Source organism: Pseudomonas sp. GW456-E7, from assembly GCF_059424105.1.
Map to the genome: position 1 here is coordinate 112,424 of NZ_JBWKZB010000005.1, position 21,410 is coordinate 133,833.

The 21,410-nt window shown below is 61.7% G+C and carries 13 protein-coding genes and 1 other RNA gene; 6 read left to right on the forward strand and 8 right to left on the reverse strand.

Annotated elements, in window-relative coordinates; genetic code table 11:
• Positions 1-10: 10 nt before the first annotated feature.
• Positions 11-2,092 (reverse strand): DNA polymerase III subunit gamma/tau, encoded by a 2,082-nt coding sequence (dnaX, locus tag AC07YV_RS05820; protein ID WP_102698766.1) that lies wholly within the window; start codon positions 2,090-2,092, stop codon positions 11-13.
• Positions 2,093-2,215: 123 nt separating this feature from the next.
• Here dnaX and AC07YV_RS05825 point away from each other — a divergent pair, with 123 nt between their 5' ends.
• On the forward strand, positions 2,216-3,013 hold the full coding sequence (locus AC07YV_RS05825; protein WP_102698767.1) for a substrate-binding periplasmic protein: 798 nt from the start codon (positions 2,216-2,218) through the stop codon (positions 3,011-3,013).
• A 60-nt stretch (positions 3,014-3,073) separates the two neighbouring features.
• Here AC07YV_RS05825 and ffs read toward each other — a convergent pair.
• The 6 genes from ffs to AC07YV_RS05855 all read right to left on the reverse strand — a co-directional run bounded on the left by ffs (position 3,074) and on the right by AC07YV_RS05855 (position 12,461).
• Positions 3,074-3,170, reverse strand: an RNA gene (gene ffs, locus AC07YV_RS05830) — signal recognition particle sRNA small type.
• Positions 3,171-3,281: 111 nt separating this feature from the next.
• Positions 3,282-4,448 (reverse strand): zinc-binding metallopeptidase family protein, encoded by a 1,167-nt coding sequence (locus tag AC07YV_RS05835; protein ID WP_102698768.1) that lies wholly within the window; start codon positions 4,446-4,448, stop codon positions 3,282-3,284.
• Positions 4,449-4,597: 149 nt separating this feature from the next.
• The gene (ligA, locus tag AC07YV_RS05840; RefSeq protein ID WP_102698769.1) at positions 4,598-6,955 is read right to left on the reverse strand and encodes an NAD-dependent DNA ligase LigA; all 2,358 of its coding nucleotides are present in this window, start codon (positions 6,953-6,955) and stop codon (positions 4,598-4,600) included.
• Positions 6,956-7,197: 242 nt separating this feature from the next.
• Complete coding sequence (zipA, locus tag AC07YV_RS05845) at positions 7,198-8,052, reverse strand: cell division protein ZipA (RefSeq protein ID WP_102673249.1); 855 nt, start codon at positions 8,050-8,052, stop codon at positions 7,198-7,200.
• A 258-nt stretch (positions 8,053-8,310) separates the two neighbouring features.
• On the reverse strand, positions 8,311-11,799 hold the full coding sequence (gene smc, locus AC07YV_RS05850; protein ID WP_102698770.1) for a chromosome segregation protein SMC: 3,489 nt from the start codon (positions 11,797-11,799) through the stop codon (positions 8,311-8,313).
• 2 nt (positions 11,800-11,801) lie between these two features.
• Complete coding sequence (locus tag AC07YV_RS05855) at positions 11,802-12,461, reverse strand: GntR family transcriptional regulator (protein WP_102698771.1); 660 nt, start codon at positions 12,459-12,461, stop codon at positions 11,802-11,804.
• Positions 12,462-12,728: 267 nt separating this feature from the next.
• On the opposite strand from AC07YV_RS05855, the gene xdhA reads away from it, so the two are divergent.
• From xdhA to guaD, 4 genes are all read left to right on the forward strand, one after another.
• Complete coding sequence (xdhA, locus tag AC07YV_RS05860) at positions 12,729-14,183, forward strand: xanthine dehydrogenase small subunit (RefSeq protein ID WP_102698772.1); 1,455 nt, start codon at positions 12,729-12,731, stop codon at positions 14,181-14,183.
• Complete coding sequence (xdhB, locus tag AC07YV_RS05865; RefSeq protein ID WP_102698773.1) at positions 14,176-16,575, forward strand: xanthine dehydrogenase molybdopterin binding subunit; 2,400 nt, start codon at positions 14,176-14,178, stop codon at positions 16,573-16,575. The genes xdhA and xdhB overlap by 8 nt, the downstream gene beginning before the upstream one ends.
• A 117-nt stretch (positions 16,576-16,692) precedes the next feature.
• Positions 16,693-17,550 (forward strand): xanthine dehydrogenase accessory protein XdhC, encoded by an 858-nt coding sequence (xdhC, locus tag AC07YV_RS05870; protein ID WP_102698774.1) that lies wholly within the window; start codon positions 16,693-16,695, stop codon positions 17,548-17,550.
• 7 nt (positions 17,551-17,557) lie between these two features.
• Positions 17,558-18,862: a guanine deaminase gene (guaD, locus tag AC07YV_RS05875; RefSeq protein ID WP_102698775.1), complete on the forward strand. Its 1,305-nt coding sequence runs from the start codon at positions 17,558-17,560 to the stop codon at positions 18,860-18,862.
• 179 nt (positions 18,863-19,041) lie between these two features.
• Here guaD and AC07YV_RS05880 read toward each other — a convergent pair whose 3' ends face one another.
• Positions 19,042-19,806: a GntR family transcriptional regulator gene (locus AC07YV_RS05880; protein ID WP_007971481.1), complete on the reverse strand. Its 765-nt coding sequence runs from the start codon at positions 19,804-19,806 to the stop codon at positions 19,042-19,044.
• A gap of 357 nt (positions 19,807-20,163) precedes the next feature.
• On the opposite strand from AC07YV_RS05880, the gene AC07YV_RS05885 reads away from it, so the two are divergent.
• Positions 20,164-21,378 carry a benzoate/H(+) symporter BenE family transporter gene (locus AC07YV_RS05885; protein ID WP_102698776.1) on the forward strand — a complete coding sequence of 405 codons (1,215 nt, stop codon included), beginning with the start codon at positions 20,164-20,166 and terminating at the stop codon, positions 21,376-21,378.
• Positions 21,379-21,410 lie beyond the last annotated feature (32 nt).

Genomic DNA, 21,410 nt, shown 5'->3' on the forward strand with positions numbered 1-21,410 from the left:
CCTTCAGTTATTAGCCCTGAGTGACCAGGGCGTCGACAGGTTCAATAGTATCGTTACGGACCACCGCACCGAACTGCTGCATCATTTGCTGGATGAACGGATCGCCATGGATCGATTCCTCCGCCTCGCGCTGACGGTTGGCGCGGCGGCGCGAAGCCGCTTGTGCCGGGGTTTCCTGCTCGGGCTTGATCAGCTCGATGCTCAGGGTCAGCGTGCGCTGGTGATACTGGTTCAACGCATCGTTGAGGCGACGCTGCTGAGTGGCGTTGAACAAGGCACTGTGGGCCGGGTCCAGGTGCATCAGCCAATTGTCGCCATCCACCGCGATCAGCGTGCAGTTGGCGGCGATGCTGCCGGTCATGCCGGAAATCGGCAATTTCGGGAACAGCTCCAGCCATTGCAGGGCCAGACCGGTGGCCGGCATTGCCGCGGGCTCAGGCTCGGGCTCCGGCGCCGGGTCAGCGGCATGCTCGCTGGCCAGTTCGTCGAGGTAACTGTAGGCCGAATCCATGTCCGGCTCGATGTAATCCTCGTCCAGCGGCGGCTCGTCATCCAGGTCCATGCCCGGCGTTGCGGCATCGACGTCGGCCACCGAAGGCTCCGGGATTGGCGCGGCGGCCCACTCCGGGGCATCCGGCACCACGCTGTCCGGCGTCGGCAACGGCATCGGCGGTAACTCGGGTTGTTCGCTGGCGGTTTCCAGCACCGGCTCCACCGCCGGTTGCTGAACGGGGGCAGGCTCGACCGGGTCATTCCACGGCAGGTCGACCACCTCTTCGACCACGGCTGTTTCAACCACAGGCACAGGCGCAGCTTCCGGCACAACGACCGGCGCCACCGGTTCCGGTGCTGGCGCAGGAGCCGCCACTGGCGCAGTCGCTATCGGTGCAACGGCCGCAGCGGCTACCGGCGCAACGACCTGCGCGGCAGCCACTGAGTTTGCGGAATCAACTGTGGCCTGGCTGATCCCCACTGGCTTTAGCGGTTGCCTCGGGGCATCCGCGGTGTCTGCGGGCCGGAACGCCAGCATCCGCAGCAACACCATTTCAAAACCGCCCCGGGGATCCGGCGCCAGCGGCAAGTCGCGGCGGCCGATCAGGCCCATCTGGTAGTAGAACTGCACGTCTTCGGCCGGCAAGGCCTGGGCCAGTGCCAGCACGCGATCACGGTCGCCGTGACCGTTATCGACACCTTCCGGCAAGGCCTGGGCAATGGCAACGCGGTGCAGCACATTGAGAATTTCCGAGAGCACGCCATTCCAGTCCGGGCCTTGTTCGGCCAGGTGGCGGACGGCTTCGAGCAACGCCTTGGCATCGCCTTCGATCAGCGCATGCAGGACGTCGTAGACCTGCCCGTGATCGAGGGTCCCGAGCATCGCCCGCACATCGGCGGCCAGGACCTTGCCTTCACCGAAGGCAATCGCCTGGTCGGTCAGGCTCATGGCATCACGCATCGAACCGTCGGCAGCACGGCCCAGCAACCACAGTGCATCGTCCTCGAACGGCACGTTCTCGACACCCAGCACGTGGGTCAAGTGCTCGACAACCCGTTCCGGTGTCATGTTCTTCAGGGAGAACTGCAGGCACCGCGACAGAATCGTTGCCGGAAGTTTCTGCGGATCGGTGGTCGCCAGGATGAACTTGACGTAGGGTGGCGGCTCCTCGAGGGTTTTGAGCAGCGCGTTGAAGGAATGGCTGGAGAGCATGTGCACTTCGTCGATCAGGTAGACCTTGAAGCGCCCACGGCTCGGGGCGTACTGCACGTTGTCGAGCAATTCGCGGGTATCTTCGACCTTGGTGCGGCTCGCGGCATCGATCTCGATCAGGTCGACAAAGCGGCCTTCGTCGATTTCGCGACACACCGAACACTCGCCACAGGGGGACGAAGTGATACCTGTCTCACAGTTAAGGCATTTGGCAATGATCCGCGCGATGGTGGTCTTGCCGACCCCACGGGTACCGGTGAAGAGGTAGGCGTGGTGCAGCCGTTGGCTGTCCAAGGCATTGATCAGAGCCTTGAGCACATGGGTCTGGCCGACCATTTCGCGGAACGAGCGCGGACGCCATTTACGTGCAAGAACCTGATAACTCATCGAAAACCGTCGCAGCGAAGGAAGCAGAAGCGGCTAATGCTAGCGGAGCAAGGCACAAATTGCATCCGGTGCGCTCGTGTATTGTGGCTAAGCTGCACATCGGGGGCATTTAACGGAGTGTTTATGCGGTTGGCCTTGGGGACATTGCTGTTGATCAGCCTGGACAGCGCAGCGGCGCCAGCACCGCTGCGCTTCGTGATAACCGACAGCTGGAGCATGCCCATGGTGCAACTTGAACGGGGCAAACCGACCCAGGGCATCCTGTATGACATGATGCTCAGCCTCGCGACCCAGGTCGGCGTACCGGCCGAATTCCACGTATTGCCCCGCAGGCGCATACAAGACGCCATGGAGCAAGGCGAGGTCGATGTCCGCTGTTATGCCGCGCAATCGTGGCTGCCCGAGCAATCTGACGAATATCTCTGGAGCATCCCGCTCTTCACTCAACCTGACGTGTTGATCACCCGGCATGCGCCGCCCGACCCAGTCAAACCCGCCGACTTGCCGCAACAGCCCATTGGCACCGTGCTGGGCTACAGCTACCCGACCCTGCAGCCGCTGTTCGACATCGGCCAACTGCAGCGCGACGATGCACGCAATCAGGAACAAGTGCTGGAAAAACTCCTGGCCGGCCGCAATCGCTATGCCGTCAGCAATCAATGGAGCCTGGACTGGTTCAATCACCGCCTGCTGCCGGAGCAGCAACTGCAAAGCGTGGCGGTGCTGCAGGAAAACAGTCTCGGTTGCTACGTTCGCAACGACCCACAGGTCCCGGTGCAGAGCATTCTGCGCACCCTGGCGCGGATGAAGATGTCCGGGGAGATCGATGAAATTGTTCGGCTGTATATCGGTGGCGAGCCGGCGCCTGTGGATAAAGCGCAAACGACGAAAAACCGCCCCGGAGAAGATCCTGGCAGCTAGCGAAAGTCTGTATTGAAGAAGATGACGCGAGAGAACACTCGCGTGGCGTTAAGGTGGTAACCCTACCAGCCACACCCCGGCACACAATGTCACCGCTGCGGCTGCTCCCTTCCAGGCCTGACCGGGTTCACGGCTGATCGTTGCGGGGGGACCGATAGGGTCACCATAACGACGCTCACCTGTCGGCGAGCCGCGCCATTGTACCTATCTGAGGCGAAGTTACAACCGTTGGTTTCGGATAAAAAACATGAGGGGCTTCAAGCACTTGCTATTGCGCCTCAAGCACCGCGTCCGCCCTGCCGCCCGCCTGCTGAATCACCAGGTGAACGAAATGCAGCTTGGCAACGACAGCAGGCGGCAGGACGAAGGGGTAGAAATCCGGCTGCCCCATGCTGCGTGACAGCTCGTTGAGCATGCCGGCCAGTTCGATCCAGGCGTTGACGAACGACAGGAAAGCCGTGCCGCCGGGATGCTGCGGATCGTAGAGGGTTTCGGGCGGAAACGGCTGATAATCGAAGTCCATTTCCCGGGCGCTCATGCCAAACCCCAGCGCGGTGTCCACGGCGTCCATCATGTGCAGGTAATGCGCCCAGGTTTCCGCCCAGTCTTCCCACGGGTGCATGGTCGCGTAGGCGCTGACACAGTGCTGCTGCCAGTCGAGCGGCGCGCCCTGCTGATAATGCCGTTCGAGGGCATCGGCGTAGCTCGCGCGTTCATCGCCAAACAAGCCGCGAAAAGGCTCAAGCCAATGGCTGCAGGCGATCAATCGGTCCCAGTAGTAATGCCCGACTTCGTGACGAAAATGCCCGAGCAAGGTGCGATAGGGTTCGTGCATTTGCACCCGCACCTGCTCGCGGTGCGCGTCGTCGGCCTCCTTGATATCCAGGGTGATCAGGCCGTTGGCGTGGCCCGTGGTCGGCGGCTTGCCTTCAAGGTCGACACCAATGAAATCGAAGGCAAGGCCAGTCTCCTCATCGACTGCCTTGGGAATCACCCGCAACCCCAGGCTGACCAGTTGCGCGACCAGACGCCGCTTGGCGGTTTCCACTTTGCGCCAGCGCTCGTGGTTTTCCGTGATTGACAGGTCGGGAATCGTGCGATTCAAGCTACAGGCCATGCACAAGGATTCGTGGTGATTGGCTGGAAGCAGCCAGTTGCACGCAGCCGGAGAGTCGAGATTGGCGCAGCGGCGGAACGCGCCCGCCTGCGGATCGGCGTCGAGCCACCAGGTGTCGGGGCGCTCGCCCGGTTGCAGGGAAGATAAACGACTTTGCTCAGGTTGATACCCGAGGGCCGCTGAACACGCCAGGCACTGGCTGTTGCGGAAGAACAGCGACTGCCCGCAACGACAGGGCCACACCTTGCTGTTGCGCGAGCTTTCGCCCATGAACGGTGCAGCGATGCGCGAGCTGAGCTGCTCGAAGAAAGGGTGCATGGCGATCTCTCCCTGGGGCTTGCAGAGACTAGATCATTCTTGTGCCTGGATCGTTCCAGTTGAAGTTGAGGTGCCTGTAAAAAGATCGCAGCCTTCGGCAGCTCCTACAGAGATCGGTGTAGGAGCTGCCGGAGGCTGCGATCTTTTGTTCAGACCGGGACGCCGTGCTCTTTCAGGAATACCACAAACGCCTCTTCATCCAGCACCTTCAACCCCAGCTCATTGGCCTTGGTCAACTTCGAACCGGCGCCCGGCCCTGCGACCACGCAATGGGTCTTGGCCGACACGGAGCCGGCGACCTTGGCCCCCAGGCTTTCGAGTTTGTCCTTGGCCACATCGCGGCTCATCAGCTCCAGCGAGCCGGTCAGCACCCAGGTCTGCCCGGCGAGCGGCAAGCCTTCGACGACCTTCTTCTCGCTCTGCCAGTGCATGCCGAATTCAGCCAGTTGCTTCTCGGCCGCCTCGGCCAATTGGCGATTCTCTTCGAGCGCGAAGAACTCGCGCACCGAATTGGCCTGTTTCTCCGGCAGAGCCTGACGCATATCCAGCCAGTCAGCACCGATCACCGCCTGCAGCGAGCCGAACTTGTCCGCCAGTTTCTGCGCCCCGCCCGGACCGACCGATGGAATATGCAGTTTGTCGAGGAAACCGCCCAGCGTGGTGCTTGCCGAAAACTCGGCGCCCAACTCGCCCTGATCCTGGATCTGCAAACCATGCTTGAGCAGTTCAGCAATCACCTGCTGGTTATGTGCGTCTTCAAAGAAGCTGTGGATCTCATGCGCGACTTCCAGCCCGACATCCGGCAAGTAGGTCAGCACCTGCGGCAAAGCCTGCTGCACCCGCTCCAGCGACCCCAGGGAGCGGGCCAGCACCTTGGCCGTCTCTTCGCCGACATCGGGAATCCCGAGGGCGTAGATAAACCGCGCCAGGCCCGGCTTCTTGCTGTCTTCGATGGCGCCGAGCAGGTTCTTGCTCGACAGTTCGGCAAAGCCTTCCAGATCGACGATCTGCTCGAACGTCAGGGCGTACAGATCGGCCGGCGAACTCACCAGGCCTTCGTCGACCAGTTGCTCGACGCTCTTCTCGCCCAGGCCTTCGATATCCATGGCACGACGGGAGACGAAGTGAATGATGGCCTGCTTGAGTTGCGCGCCACAGGCCAGGCGACCGACGCAGCGGTACACCGCGCCTTCGCTGATCGTCTCGCGACCCTTGCTGCGCTTGATCAGTTGTGTGCGCTCGACATGGGAGCCACACACCGGGCACTTCTCCGGAATCTGCACCGGCCGGGCGTTTTCCGGACGACGCTCCATGACCACTTGCACTACTTGCGGAATCACGTCACCGGCGCGGCGAATGATCACCGTATCGCCGATCATCAGGCCCAGGCGTGCGACTTCATCCATGTTGTGCAGTGTGGCGTTGGCCACCGTGACGCCTGCGACCTTGACCGGCTTCAGCCGTGCCACCGGTGTTACCGCACCGGTGCGGCCGACCTGGAACTCTACATCGAGCAGTTCGGTGAGCTCTTCCATGGCCGGGAACTTGTGGGCGATGGCCCAACGCGGCTCACGGGCGCGAAAACCCAGTTCGCGCTGGGAGGCGATGCTGTTGACCTTGAACACCACGCCGTCGATTTCATAGGGCAGCGCGTTGCGCCGCTCACCGATGTCGCGGTAGTAATCCAGGCACTCGGCGATACCCTGCGCCAGTTTCAGCTCATGACTGATCGGCATGCCCCAGGCCTTGAGTTGCTGCAAATTGCCGATGTGCGTATCGGCAATGTCCGCCGACACCTGGCCGATGCCGTAGCAGCAGAATTCCAGTGGACGGTTGGCGGTGATCTTCGAATCCAGCTGACGCAAACTGCCCGCCGCTGCGTTGCGCGGGTTGGCGAACGTCTTGCCGCCGACTTCCAGTTGCGTGGCGTTGAGCCGTTCGAAACCGGCCTTGGACATGAACACTTCGCCGCGCACTTCCAGGGTCGCCGGCCAGCCAGTACCGTGCAGCTTGAGCGGAATGTTACGCACGGTGCGTACGTTGACGCTGATGTCTTCGCCCGTCGTACCGTCGCCCCGCGTGGCACCGCGCACCAGGACGCCATCCTGGTACAACAGGCTGACGGCCAGGCCGTCGAGCTTGGGCTCGCAGCTGTATTCGACTGTTGCGCCGCCACCGAACAGGTCACCCGCCGGCAAATCCAGGCCTTCAGTCACCCGGCGGTCGAACTCACGCATGTCGGTTTCTTCGAAGGCGTTGCCGAGGCTGAGCATCGGCACTTCGTGACGCACCTGGGTAAACGCCGACAGCGCCGCGCTGCCCACTCGCTGGGTGGGCGAGTCGCTGGTGATCAGCTCGGGATTGGCCGCTTCCAGCGCCTTGAGCTCGTTGAACAAGCGGTCGTATTCGGCGTCCGGAATGCTCGGCTCGTCGAGCACGTGATAGCGATAGTTATGCTGATCCAGCTCAGCGCGCAGCTCTAAAATACGGTTTTTGGCGGCGGTCATGGGTGTTCTCTCGTAAAGCAAAAGAGCAGCCGAGGCTGCTCAATTTTCATATTTCGGCCCGGCAAGGGGCTGCATTTGTGGCGAGGGGGCTTGCCCCCGTTCGGCTGCGAAGCAGTCGTAGATCCAGTGTTCGTATTTTATCTGACACAACGGGTTGGCTGGTTTTGGGGCCGCTTCGCAGCCCAACGGGGGTAAACCCCCTCGCCACAAACGCTCTCCTGACATAGAGAGCTCCGTTTGATTTAGCGCTTCTGGGTCAGGGCGCGGCGTTCGAACTCTACGATGCGCTGACGGTAATGCTCGATCGTCTGGGCAGTCAGTACGCTGCGCTGGTCGTCCTTCAGTTCGCCGTTGAGCTCCTGGGACAACTTACGCGCCGCGGCCACCATCACGTCGAAAGCTTGCTTCGGATGGCGAGGGCCTGGCAGGCCCAGGAAGAAGCTCACCGCCGGGGTGCTGAAGTGGTCGATGTCGTCCAGGTCGAATACGCCCGGCTTGACGGCGTTGGCCATGGAGAACAGCACCTCACCGTTACCCGCCATGCTTTCGTGACGGTGGAAAATATCCATCTCGCCGAAACGCAGGCCGCTTTCCAGAATGTTCTGCAACAGCGCCGGGCCCTTGAAGCCGGCAGCGTCGCGGCAGATCACGCTGATCACCAGCACTTCTTCAGCTTGCGGCTGATCTTTTTCGCCGTGCGCTGGCGAGGACTTGGTGTCATCCGGGAAATCGTCGTCGCGGCTGCTGAAGCTCGGGCCGCCATCCAGATCCAGACTGAGGTTCATGTCGCCCTGGGAAGGCTCGCTGTGGCCACGCTTGCCGCGCTTGGAGCCCGATTCACGAGGCTCGCGGGCCGGCATGCTCACCGACGGCAGGTCCTGCTCGTCCAGTTGCGGCTCTTTATGCGTGTCCAGCACGCGCGGCGGGCCCAGCAGCTCGGCGCTGCTGTCCTCGTCCGGCAGATTGGACAGACTTCGGTCAAGGCGGAATTTCAGTTTTCCCTTGCCGCCGCGCATACGGCGCCAGCCATCAAAAAGAATACCGGCAATGACAATAATGCCGATGACGATCAGCCACTCGCGCAGACCGATTTCCATGTAATCCCGTGCCTCTATAAAAAATGCTGAAAAATAAGGGGTTTACAACCTGTAAACCGCTTTAAAACGTGGCGCCAACTCTATGTTCTGACAGGCGTTTTGCCCACGTATACGAAAAATTGACATTAAACTAGCACGACCAAAGGCAACTTTACACCGTCTACCACCTTGGCTAGCGCGAATATGTCGATTGGCCAGCAAGTCGAAGCGAGGAAAAGAGTCCTACAACCCATAAACACGCCTTCCTGCAACCACGACTCAGGCATCCACCATCGCCATCGCCTCCTCGACATCCACTGCCACCAGACGTGAACAACCGGGTTCGTGCATCGTCACACCCATCAGTTGATCGGCCATTTCCATGGCGATCTTGTTGTGGGTGATATAGATGAACTGCACTGACTGCGACATTTCTTTAACCAATTTTGCGTAGCGTCCAACGTTAGCGTCATCCAGTGGCGCGTCAACTTCATCGAGCATGCAGAACGGCGCCGGATTCAACTTGAAGATCGCAAAAACCAGGGCCAATGCGGTCAGGGCTTTTTCGCCACCGGAGAGCAAATGGATGGTGCTGTTCTTCTTTCCAGGCGGCTGCGCCATGATTGTCACCCCTGTATCGAGTAGATCTTCGCCCGTCAGTTCCAAATACGCGCGACCTCCACCGAAAACTTTTGGGAAAAGCGCCTGTAAACCGCCATTGATCTGATCAAAGGTATCCTTGAAGCGGTTGCGGGTTTCCTTGTCGATCTTGCGAATCACGTTCTCAAGGGTTTCAAGCGCTTCCACCAGATCGGCGTCCTGGGCATCCAGATAACGTTTACGCTCCGATTGTTGCTGGTACTCATCGATGGCCGCCAGGTTGATCGCGCCCAGACGCTGGATCCTCGCGGCGATGCGCTCGAGTTCTTCCTCGGCCTCCTTCTCGCTGGCCTCGGCGGTCAATGTCGCGAGTACGCCGTGGAGATCGTAGCCGTCTTCCAGCAACTGGTCCTGCAAAGTCTTGCGGCGCACGGTCAGGGCTTGCCATTCCATGCGCTGGGTTTCGAGCTGGCTGCGAATCAACTGGGATTGCTGTTCGGCCTGGCTGCGGCGCTTCTCGGCGTCGCGCAGTTCGCGATCGGCGTCTTCGAGGGCGATCTGCGCGGTCTTGAGCTCTTCGTCGACGGTCATGCGCTTGTCGAGCAACTCCTCGAGTTTCAGGCGCAGCTCTTCCAGGGGTGCTTCGCCCTCCTCCAGGTTGAGGCTCAGTTGTTCGCGCTTTTCGGTCAGGCGTTCGGACTGCATCTCCAGACGCTCCAGCGCCTGGCGAGTCGAGTCGTGCTGCGCCTTGAGCGAACCCAGGCGCACCGCCAACTGATGGGCATGATCCTTGTGTTGCCGTGCTTCCTGCCGCACCCGATCCAGGCGCTCGCGCAAGCTGTCGCGCTGGGCCAGTAACAGCTCGCGCTGCTCGGTGTCCAGCGCCATGCTGTCGAGGGCTTCCTGCAGTTGCAGACGGGCTTCACCGATGTTTTCGTGCTCCAGCGCGCGCTGCTCATCCAGTTCGGTGAGCTCTTCGTCGAGGCGGGTGCGGCGCAGGGTCAATTGCTCGGCCTTGGCTTTTCCGGCCGACAGCTGGGCTTTCAATTCACCTTGCTGGCGGGCTTCGTCTTGCAGCAAACGGCGCAAATGCTCGCGGCCGTTTTCCTGCTGACGCTGTTGCGCCCTGAGATTCTGCAATTGGGTTTCCAGGGTTTCGACGGCGGCTTCGCGCTCTTCGCGCTCAAGGCCCAATTGCTGGATTTCCTGACCACGGGCAAGTACACCGCTTTCCGCTTCACTGGCCCGACGCACGCGCAGGAAATGCCGACCGACCCAGTAACCGTCACGGCTGATCAGGCTCTGCCCGGCAGCCAATTGCCCGCGCAAGGCCAGGGCCTGCTCAAGGCTGTCCACCGGCTTGACCTGCCCCAGCCATGGCGACAGATCGATCTGCGCCTCGACCTTGTCCAGCAGGCTGCCCGGCACCCGTACGCCATCGCCGGCCGGGCTGAGCAAGCGCAAGTCGCCCTGGGCAAAGCCCGACAAATCGAAATCGTTGAAATCATCCACCAGCACCGCCTGCAGGTCGGCGCCGAGCACGGTTTCCACCGCCAGCTCCCAACCGGCCTCGACCTTCAGGCCTTCGGCCAGGCGCGGGCGATCCGCCAGGTTCTGTTCGCGCAGCCATTCAGCGGTGCCGGTGCCCGGATCGAGCGCGGCTTGCTGCAAGGCTTCGAGCGAAGCCAGTCGACCGTTGAGCCGCTGCAAATCGCCCTGGGCCTGTTGTTGCGCCGTCAACGTTTGCTGTAATTGCTGGCGCAGTTGCTCGAGCTTTTCGACCTGAGCCTCTTCACTGGTCTGCAAATCTTCGAGGGTCGCCTCGGACTCGGCGAGCTGCTCGCTGAGCTCCATGATCGCCGCGTCTTCCGGGTCGGCCGAGAGCAAGGCGCGCTCTTCGCCCAGACGCTTTTGACGATCGGCCAGGCGCTCCAGGCTGGTTTCCAGTTGCTGGATCCGCGATTGCTGCACTTCGGCCTGACGGCGCGGTTCGGCGGCGGTGAGGTTGAACGTATCCCACTGCTCCTGCCAGCCATGCATGGTGGTTTCGGATTCTTCCAGCGCGGCGGCGGCCTCTTCGGCGGCGGCGCTGGTGACTTCCTGTTCCGGGGTCAGCATGTCCAGCTCTTCGCCCAGGGTCAGCAGCAGCGTGCGGTCATGGCCGAGGTGGGATTCGGTTTCGAGGCGCGCGCGCTCGGCTTCCTTCAGGTCGTCCTGCAATTGCCGCAAGCGTTGCTGGCCGTGCTGGATGCTCTGCTCGACCCGGGCAATGTCACCGCCGACCGAGTAGAAGCGCCCTTGCACCAGATTGAAGCGTTCCGACAGGTCGTGGTGCCCATCACGCAGGCGCTCGATGCTCGCGTCGGCATTACGCTGTTCGGCCACCAGGGCTTCGAAGGAAACCTCCTGGTTGCCGATGATCGCTTCACGCTGGCCGACCTGATCGTTCAACGCCTGCCAGCGCAGGGCCGACAGTTGCGCCTTGAGTTGGCGCTCCTCGCCCTTGTATTCCTGGTACTTCTTGGCGGCCTCGGCCTGGCGATGCAAGCGCTCGAGCTGACGCGTCAACTCTTCGCGCAGGTCGGTCAGACGCTCCAGGTTCTCGTGGGTACGACGGATGCGGTTTTCGGTCTCGCGCCGGCGCTCCTTGTACTTGGAGATGCCCGCCGCTTCTTCGATGAAGTTGCGCAGGTCTTCGGGCTTGGACTCGATGAGTTTGGAGATCATCCCCTGCTCGATGATCGAGTAGCTGCGCGGGCCAAGGCCGGTGCCGAGGAAGATGTCGGTGATGTCACGACGCCGGCACTTGGTGCCGTTGAGGTAATAGGTGGTCTGGCTGTCGCGCGTCACTTTGCGGCGAATGGAAATTTCCGCGTAGGCGGCGTATTCGCCGAGCAGGGTGCCGTCGGAGTTATCGAACACCAGTTCAATGCTCGCCTGGCTCACCGGCTTGCGGCTGGTGGAGCCGTTGAAGATGACGTCGGTCATCGACTCGCCACGGAGGTTCTTCGCCGAACTCTCCCCCATTACCCAGCGAACGGCGTCGATGATGTTCGATTTGCCGCAGCCATTGGGCCCGACCACCGCCGCCATGTTGCTGGGGAAGTTCACCGTGGTCGGGTCGACGAAGGACTTGAACCCCGCCAGCTTGATGCACTTGAGCCGCACCCTCAGGCGTCCGTCAGGGCGGAGATCACCAGATCGCAACTGCGCTGGCCATACGCGGTCAGCACGGTGCGGATCTGCGCAAAGTCACGGGCGATCACGGCCGCGAGCAGGCGTTCGAACAGTTCCAGGTATTCGCTCATCGACGCCTTGCGCTGGTCCAGGGCAAGGAAATAGGCACGGCTCATGGCCGGCTGCAGATTCTCGACGGTTTCCTGCAAGTACGGGTTGTTGGCAAACCCGTAGGTGGCGCGCATCACGTTGAAACTGTCGTCGACGAAGGTGTGGATGTCCTGGCGCTCGTAGCTGGCATTCAGGCGCTGCTGGATCTGCACGAACGGCGCCAGGTCGGCCTGGACTTTCCAGCCGCTGGCCACGGCGTTGGCCAGCAGGATGTACATCTCGCTCATCAGCGTGCACAGGCTCTGCACCTTGTGCGGCGTGAGCTCGGTGACGTGGGCGCCACGTCGCGGCAGGATCGCGATCAGGTGGCGACGCTCGAGGATCAGCAAGGCCTCGCGGACCGAACCGCGGCTGACATTGAGGGCCAGCGTGACCTTCTGTTCCTGGATGCGCTCCCCGGGCTTCATTTCGCCGCGAATGATGCGTTCGGCGAGGTGGTGAGCGATTTGCTCGGCGAGGCTGTCCGGCGCCTTGAACGTCATGGTTGTCCTTCAAACTCTTTGATCTGTACAAGCGGCGCAGTGTAGCGCAATTGCTGCGTCAGGGCGGAGTGCCCGCCCGGAGGTTTTTGGCACGATTCAAGCAAAAAAGCAGGCTATCGAACCAACGACAATAATTAAGGAACAAGGGGTTGATCGACAAAATGCAATTTCCTGACCTTTAAGTCAGAAAATCATTGACCGAAAAGTCAGACCTGCTAAATTCGGTTCCTATCGGTTAACAACAATAATGAGTCTGCGAGGCCTTCCGTGATCCAGTTTTTACTAAACCAGGAACTCCGTAGCGAGCACGCCCTGGACCCGAACCTGACCGTGCTCAATTATCTGCGCGACCATGTGGGCAAACCCGGCACCAAAGAAGGCTGCGCCAGCGGTGACTGCGGCGCCTGCACAGTGGTCGTCGGCGAATTGCAGACCGATGACGACGGCCGCGAACACATTCGCTATCGCAGCCTCAACTCGTGCCTGACCTTCGTGTCGTCCCTGCACGGCAAGCAACTGATCAGCGTTGAAGACCTCAAGCACAAGGGTGAGCTGCACAGCGTGCAGAAAGCCATGGTCGAGTGCCACGGCTCGCAATGCGGCTTCTGCACCCCAGGCTTCGTGATGTCGCTGTTTGCCCTGCAAAAGAACAGCGATGCACCGGATCATGCCAAGGCCCACGAAGCACTGGCCGGCAATCTCTGCCGCTGCACCGGCTACCGGCCGATCCTGGAAGCCGCCGAGCAGTCCTGCTGCGGCAAGCAGCCGGACCAGTTCGACGCCCGCGAGGCCGATACCATCGCGCGCCTCAAAGCCATTGCCCCGACCGATATCGGCGAACTCAACAGCGGCGACAAACGCTGCCTGGTGCCGCTGACCGTGGCCGACCTGGCCGACCTCTACGACGCTTATCCACAGGCCCGCCTGCTGGCCGGCGGCACCGACCTGGCGCTGGAAGTCACGCAGTTCCACCGCACCCTGCCGGTGATGATCTACGTCGGCAATGTCGCCGAGATGAAACGCATCGACCGCTTTGACGATCGCCTGGAAATCGGCGCCGCCACCGCCCTTTCCGATTGCTACGAAGCCCTGAACGCCGAGTACCCGGACTTCGGTGAATTGCTGCATCGTTTCGCGTCCCTGCAGATCCGCAACCAGGGCACCCTGGGCGGCAACATCGGCAACGCCTCGCCGATTGGTGACTCGCCGCCCCTGTTGATCGCCCTCGGCGCGCAAATCGTCCTGTGCAAAGGCGAAACCCGTCGCACCCTGGCGCTGGAAGACTACTTCATCGACTACCGCGTCACGGCGCGCCAGGAAAGCGAGTTCATCGAGAAGATCATCGTGCCCCGCGCCAGCGTCGAAAAACTGTTCCGCGCCTACAAGGTCTCCAAGCGCCTGGACGATGACATCTCGGCAGTGTGCGCGGCCTTCAACATTCGCCTGGAAAACGGCGTGGTCGCCGAGGCCCGCGTCGCCTTCGGCGGCATGGCCGCGATCCCGAAACGCGCCGCTGCCTGCGAAGCCGCGTTGCTCGGCTCGCCATTCAATAACGCCACCGTTGAACGCGCCTGCGCTGCCCTGGGCGAAGACTTCACGCCGCTCTCGGATTTCCGTGCCAGCAAGGAATATCGCCTGCTCAGCGCGCAAAACCTGCTGCGCAAATACTTCATCGAACTGCAAACACCGCACATCGAGACCCGGGTGACCGCTTATGTCTAATCATCACGCCGTAGAGAAGACCCAAGCCGAACTGGCTGAACTGTTCGCCAAGGACCTGACCACCGGTGTCGGCCGCGCCGTCAAGCACGACAGCGCCGCCAAGCATGTGGCCGGTGAAGCGCAGTACATCGACGATCGCCTGGAATTCCCCAACCAGTTGCACGTTTATGCGCGCATGTCGGACCGTGCCCACGCCCGCATCATCAGCATCGACACCTCGCCCTGCTATGCCTTCGAAGGCGTGCGCATCGCCATCACCCACGAAGACGTGCCGGGCCTGAAGGACATCGGTCCGTTGCTGCCGGGCGATCCGCTGCTGGCCATCGACACCGTGCAGTTCGTCGGTCAACCGGTGGTCGCCGTCGCAGCGAAAGACCTGGAAACCGCGCGCAAGGCGGCGATGGCCGCGATCATCGAATACGAAGACCTTGAACCTGTGCTGGACGTGGTCGAAGCCCTGCGCAAGCGCCACTTCGTACTCGACAGCCACACCCACCAACGCGGCGATTCGGCCACGGCGCTGGCCACTGCCGAGCACCGCATCCAGGGCACCCTGCACATCGGCGGTCAGGAACACTTCTACCTGGAAACCCAGATCTCTTCGGTGATGCCGACCGAAGACGGCGGCATGATCGTCTACTGCTCCACGCAGAACCCCACCGAAGTGCAGAAGCTGGTGGCCGAAGTCCTGGACGTGTCGATGAACAAGATCGTCGTCGACATGCGCCGCATGGGCGGCGGTTTCGGTGGCAAGGAAACCCAGGCGGCCAGCCCGGCGTGCCTGTGCGCGGTGATCGCGCACCTCACCGGCCAACCGACCAAGATGCGCCTGCCGCGGGTCGAAGACATGCTGATGACCGGCAAGCGTCACCCCTTCTATGTCGAGTACGACGTCGGCTTCGACAGCACCGGCCGCCTGCACGGCATCAACCTGGAACTGGCCGGCAACTGCGGTTGCTCGCCTGACCTGTCGGCGTCGATCGTCGACCGCGCGATGTTCCACTCGGACAACTCGTACTACCTGGGCGATGCGACCATCAACGGTCACCGCTGCAAGACCAACACCGCGTCGAACACCGCTTACCGTGGCTTCGGCGGCCCGCAAGGCATGGTCGCCATCGAAGAAGTGATGGACGCCATCTCCCGCCATCTGGCCCTCGATCCTTTGGCCGTGCGCAAGGCCAACTACTACGGCAAGACCGAGCGCAACGTCACCCACTACTACCAGACCGTCGAGCACAACATGCTCGAGGAGATGACCGCCGAACTGGAAGAAAGCAGCCAGTACGCCGAGCGTCGCGAGGCGATCCGTCGCTACAACGCCAACAGTCCGATCCTGAAAAAAGGCCTGGCGCTGACCCCGGTGAAATTCGGTATTTCCTTCACCGCCAGCTTCCTCAACCAGGCCGGTGCCCTGGTGCATGTCTACACCGACGGCAGCATCCACCTGAACCACGGCGGCACCGAAATGGGCCAGGGCTTGAACACCAAGGTCGCGCAGGTGGTGGCTGAAGTGTTCCAGGTGGAAATGGACCGCGTACAGATCACCGCGACCAACACCGACAAGGTGCCGAACACCTCGCCGACCGCCGCGTCCAGCGGTGCCGACCTGAACGGCAAGGCTGCGCAGAACGCCGCCGAAACCATCAAGCAGCGCCTGGTGGAATTTGCCGCGCGCCAGTACAAGGTCAGCGAAGAAGACGTGGAGTTCCACAACGGCCACGTGCGGGTCCGCGATCACATCCTGACCTTCGAAGCGTTGATCCAGCAGGCGTACTTCGCCCAGGTCTCGCTGTCGAGCACAGGGTTCTACAAGACCCCGAAAATCTACTACGACCGCAGCCAGGCCCGTGGCCGGCCGTTCTACTACTTCGCCTTTGGCGCGGCGTGCTGCGAAGTGCTGGTCGACACCCTGACCGGCGAATACAAGATGCTGCGCACCGACATCCTCCACGACGTCGGCGCCTCGCTGAACCCGGCCATCGACATCGGCCAGGTCGAGGGCGGTTTCATCCAGGGCATGGGCTGGCTGACCATGGAAGAACTGGTGTGGAACAACAAGGGCAAGCTGATGACCAACGGCCCGGCCAGCTACAAGATCCCGGCCGTGGCGGACATGCCGCTGGACCTGCGGGTGAAGCTGGTGGAGAACCGCAAGAACCCGGAAGACACGGTGTTCCATTCCAAGGCCGTGGGCGAGCCGCCGTTCATGCTCGGCATCGCTTCGTGGTGTGCGATCAAGGACGCCGTGGCGAGCCTGGGCGACTACAAACATCAACCGAAGATCGACGCACCGGCGACTCCGGAGCGGGTGTTGTGGGGCTGTGAGCAGATGCGCCAGTTGAAGGCGGCGAAGGCTGTCGAGGCGGAGACCGAGTTGGCTTCGCTCTAAGACCGAGGTGCGGCCTTCGCGAGCAAGCCCGCTCCCACATTGAAATGCATTCCAAATGTGGGAGCGGGCTTGCTCGCGAAGAGGCCGGTACAGACAACAGAGATGTTGAGGTGAAACATGTACAACTGGATCGACGCCCTCGCCGACCTGCAAAACCGGGGTGAACCCTGCGTTCTGGTGACCATCATCGAAGAGCTCGGCTCCACGCCGCGCAACGCTGGCTCGAAAATGGTCATCAGCGCGAACCAGGCCTTCGACACCATCGGTGGCGGGCACCTGGAATACAAGGCCATGAAGATCGCCCGCGAGATGCTGGCCAGCGGCAAGCAGGACACCCATCTGGAGCGTTTCAGCCTCGGCGCCAGCCTCGGCCAGTGCTGCGGCGGTGCCACCGTTCTGTTGTTCGAACCGATGGGCCAGGTGCAGGCGCAGATCGCCGTGTTCGGTGCCGGCCACGTCGGTCGCGCCCTGGTGCCGCTGCTGGCCAGCCTGCCTTGCCGGGTACGCTGGATCGACTCGCGGGAAGATGAATTCCCCGAACAGATCCCCCACGGTGTGCGCAAGATCGTCAGCGAAGAGCCGGTGGATGAAATCGATGACCTGCCCGCCGGCAGCTATTGCATCGTCATGACCCACAACCACCAGCTCGACCTCGAACTGACCGCCGCGATCCTCAAGCGCAACGACTTCGCCTACTTCGGCCTGATCGGTTCGAAGACCAAGCGCGTGAAGTTCGAACATCGCCTGCGCGACCGCGGTTTCGACAACAGCGTCGTGCAACGCATGCGCTGCCCGATGGGCATCGGCGAAGTCAAAGGCAAGTTGCCTGTGGAAATCGCCATCTCCATCGCCGGCGAAATCATCGCCACCTATAACGCGAACTTCGGCCAGCAGACCTCCAGCGCCGAACCGATTGCCAAACTGCTGCCCGCGTCACGCCGCAGCCAAACCGCAAACTTGAAAGCCTCGAACTGAGAATCTCATGCCTCTGACTCGCAAAGCTTACCGCGCCGCCATCCTGCACAGCATCGCCGACCCAGCCGAAGTCGGTATCGAAGCCTCCTACGAGTATTTCGAAGACGGCTTGCTGGTTGTGGATAACGGCCAGATCAGCGCCCTGGGCCACGCCAGCGAATTGCTGCCGACCCTGGCGGCGGATATCGAGATCACCCACTATCAGGATGCGCTGATCACCCCCGGCTTCATCGATACCCACATCCACCTGCCGCAAACCGGCATGGTCGGCGCCTATGGCGAGCAATTGCTGGACTGGCTCAACACCTACACCTTCCCGTGCGAAAGCCAGTTCGCCGACAAGGCCCACGCTGACCAGGTCGCGGACATTTTCATCAAGGAACTGCTGCGCAACGGCACCACCACCGCGCTGGTGTTCGGCAGCGTGCACCCGCAATCGGTGAACTCGTTCTTCGAAGCGGCCGAGCAGCTCGACCTGCGGATGATCGCCGGCAAGGTGATGATGGACCGCAACGCCCCGGACTACCTGACCGACACCGCCGAATCCAGCTACGTCGACAGCAAGGCGCTGATCGAGCGCTGGCACGGCAAGGGTCGCCTGCACTACGCCGTCACCCCACGCTTCGCACCGACCAGCACCCCGGAACAGTTGACCCTGGCCGGCCAGTTGCTGACCGAATACCCGGATCTGTACATGCAGACCCACATCAGCGAAAACCTCAAGGAAATCGAGTGGGTCAAGGAGCTGTTCCCCGAGCGCAAAGGCTACCTGGACGTCTACGATCACTACCAGTTGCTCGGCGAACGCTCGGTATTCGCCCACGGTGTGCACCTGTGCGATGACGAGTGCGCGCGACTGGCAGAAACCGGTTCGGCCATCTCGTTCTGCCCGACCTCGAACTTCTTCCTCGGCAGCGGCCTGTTCAACCTGCCGATGGCCGAGAAGCACAAGCTCAATGTCGGCATCGGCACCGATGTCGGCGGTGGCACCAGTTTCTCGCTGCTGCAAACCCTTAACGAAGCCTACAAGGTGATGCAGCTGCAAGGTGCGCGCCTGAGCCCGTTCAAGTCGCTGTACCTGGCCACCCTCGGCGGCGCTCGTGCACTGCGCCTGGAAGACAAGATCGGCACCCTGCAACCGGGTACCGACGCCGACTTCCTGGTGCTGGACTACAACGCCACGCCGCTGCTGGGCTATCGCCTGAAGCAGGCCAATAACATCGCCGAGACGTTGTTTGTGTTGATGACGCTGGGGGATGACCGGACGGTGCTGCAGACCTATGCGGCAGGCAATCTGGTGCATCAGCGCTAAATTTCTTCGGGCATAAAAAATCCCCCGCCGCTTTTCAGCCCGGGGGATTTTTATTGCCTGTCACACCGCCTTCGCGAGCAGGCTCGCTCCCACAATGAATCTTCAGTGATCCTGGCTTATGTATTCAACACAAAACCCTGTGGGAGCGAGCCTGCTCGCGAAAGCAGCGACGCGGTCTATCAGATTTTCGCCGGCGATCGCCCAGGCTTCTTGGTCTGCAGCAAATGCGAGAACACCGCATGCAGGTCATCCGAAGCACTTTCCTCGTCGAGGTTGAGCTTGCTGTCGATGTGATCCATGTGATGCATCATCAGGTTCACCGCCAGTTCAGCGTCGCGCTTCTCGATGGCGTCGATCAACTGGGTGTGCTCGTCGTAGGAACAGTGGGAGCGGTTGCCGCTTTCGTACTGGGCGATGATCAGCGACGTCTGGGACACCAGGCTGCGCTGGAAGCTGATCAACGGGGCGTTTTTCGCCGCTTCAGCCAGTTTCAGGTGGAATTCGCCCGACAGGCGGATGCCGGCACCCCGGTCGCCACGGGAAAAGCTGTCGCGTTCGTCGTTGACCATCTGGCGCAATTCGGCGATCTGCTCGGCGGTGGCGTGCTGCACGGCCAGCTCGGTGATCGCGCGCTCGACCAGACGCCGGGCCATGAACACCTGGCGCGCCTCTTCGACACTCGGGCTGGCAACCACGGCGCCGCGATTCGGACGCAACAGCACCACGCCTTCATGGGCCAGGCGCGACAGGGCGCGGCGAATGATGGTACGGCTGACCCCGAAAATTTCCCCCAGCGCTTCTTCGCTCAACTTGGTGCCGGGCGCCAGGCGCTGCTCGAGGATGGCCTCGAAGATATGCGCGTAGACAATATCGTCCTGGGTACCGCTGCGGCCGGCTTTGCCTGCTCGCGGTTGTTTCTTTAGGGGTTGCAACTGTTCGTTCATGGGCACTCGAGTCGGAAGAACTGCGGCGAATTGACCGTGACTGTAATACGGCACAGTGGGTCGCTGGCAAGTATCGCGTAAAAAACACTGCGATTGTACACAATGGACGGTGGCAACACGACTGTACGGCTGAATGTTGCCTCGGCTGTATCGCAACGCCTGATTACTTTTGAGTTTAGGCTTTAACGCAGAATCCGCCTTTTGTGATGCACTCCCTGTGGGAGCGAGCTTGCTCGCGATGACGGCGTCACATTCAGCATTTCTGTTGGCTGATCCACCGCTATCGCGAGCAAGCTCGCTCCCACAGGGTTCAGTGTTGCAGCGGACATTTTCATCTGTAAAAGGAACACCACCGTCATGAACGACGCCACCCACACGCAAATCCGGCCGCTGGCCGACACCTCGCCCTCGGCCGTCGTCGCCGGATTCATCGCCATGATGACCGGCTACACCAGCTCCCTGGTGCTGATGTTCCAGGCCGGGCAAGCGGCGGGCCTGAGCAGCGGGCAGATTTCTTCGTGGATCTGGGCGATCTCCATCGGCATGGCGGTGTGCTCCATCGGCCTGTCCCTGCGCTATCGCACGCCGATCACCATTGCCTGGTCGACCCCCGGTGCCGCGCTGCTGATCACCAGCCTGGGCGGCGTGAGCTACGGCGAAGCCATTGGTGCCTATATGACTTGCGCAGTGCTGGTGACGATTTGCGGGCTGACCGGCAGCTTCGAACGGCTGGTGAAAAAAATCCCGGCCTCCCTGGCCGCCGCCCTGCTGGCAGGGATCCTGTTCAAGATCGGCAGCGAGATTTTCGTCGCCGCGCAGCACCGCACGGCCCTGGTACTGGGGATGTTTGTCACTTATCTGCTGGTCAAGCGCCTGTCGCCGCGCTATGCGGTGCTGGCAGCCTTGGTGATCGGCACGGCATTGTCAGGTTTCATGGGGCTGCTGGACTTCAGCGGTTTCCACCTGGAGGTCGCCACGCCGGTCTGGACCACACCGCAGTTCTCCCTGGCCGCGACCATCAGCATCGGCATCCCGCTGTTTGTCGTCGCCATGACCTCACAGAACATGCCCGGCATCGCCGTATTGCGCGCCGATGGCTACACCGTGCCAGCCTCGCCGCTGATCACCACCACCGGCATCGCCAGTTTGCTGCTGGCTCCCTTCGGTTCTCACGGGATCAACCTGGCGGCGATCAGCGCGGCGATCTGCACCGGTCCGCACGCCCATGAAGATCGCAACAAACGCTACACCGCCGCCGTCTGGTGCGGGATTTTCTACGGGATCGCCGGCGTGTTCGGCGCGACGCTCGCGGCATTGTTTGCCGCACTGCCCAAGGAACTGGTGCTGTCGATTGCCGCACTGGCGCTGTTCGGCTCGATCATCAACGGGTTGAGCATCGCCATGAGCGAAGTGAAGGAACGTGAAGCGGCGCTCATCACCTTCATGGTCACGGCATCGGGGCTGACGCTGTTTTCCATCGGTTCGGCGTTCTGGGGGATTGTCGCGGGGGTGGTGACGTTGTTGATTCTGAACTGTGGGAGCGAGCCTGCTCGCGATGGTCGTCAACGATAACGCTGGAAGCCTGACACCCCGCGGTGTTCTCA

Bases quoted from the DNA above. Each gene is read 5' to 3' on its own strand.
- ligA (WP_102698769.1), bottom strand. From the start codon at position 6,955: ATGACCGCCGCCAAAAACCGTATTTTAGAGCTGCGCGCTGAGCTGGAT.
- AC07YV_RS05880 (WP_007971481.1), bottom strand. From the start codon at position 19,806: ATGAACGAACAGTTGCAACCCCTAAAGAAACAACCGCGAGCAGGCAAA.
- AC07YV_RS05835 (WP_102698768.1), bottom strand. From the start codon at position 4,448: ATGCACCCTTTCTTCGAGCAGCTCAGCTCGCGCATCGCTGCACCGTTC.
- zipA (WP_102673249.1), bottom strand. From the start codon at position 8,052: ATGGAAATCGGTCTGCGCGAGTGGCTGATCGTCATCGGCATTATTGTC.
- dnaX (WP_102698766.1), bottom strand. From the start codon at position 2,092: ATGAGTTATCAGGTTCTTGCACGTAAATGGCGTCCGCGCTCGTTCCGC.
- AC07YV_RS05825 (WP_102698767.1), top strand. From the start codon at position 2,216: ATGCGGTTGGCCTTGGGGACATTGCTGTTGATCAGCCTGGACAGCGCA.
- guaD (WP_102698775.1), top strand. From the start codon at position 17,558: ATGCCTCTGACTCGCAAAGCTTACCGCGCCGCCATCCTGCACAGCATC.
- xdhB (WP_102698773.1), top strand. From the start codon at position 14,176: ATGTCTAATCATCACGCCGTAGAGAAGACCCAAGCCGAACTGGCTGAA.
- AC07YV_RS05885 (WP_102698776.1), top strand. From the start codon at position 20,164: ATGAACGACGCCACCCACACGCAAATCCGGCCGCTGGCCGACACCTCG.
- AC07YV_RS05855 (WP_102698771.1), bottom strand. From the start codon at position 12,461: ATGACGTTCAAGGCGCCGGACAGCCTCGCCGAGCAAATCGCTCACCAC.
- xdhC (WP_102698774.1), top strand. From the start codon at position 16,693: ATGTACAACTGGATCGACGCCCTCGCCGACCTGCAAAACCGGGGTGAA.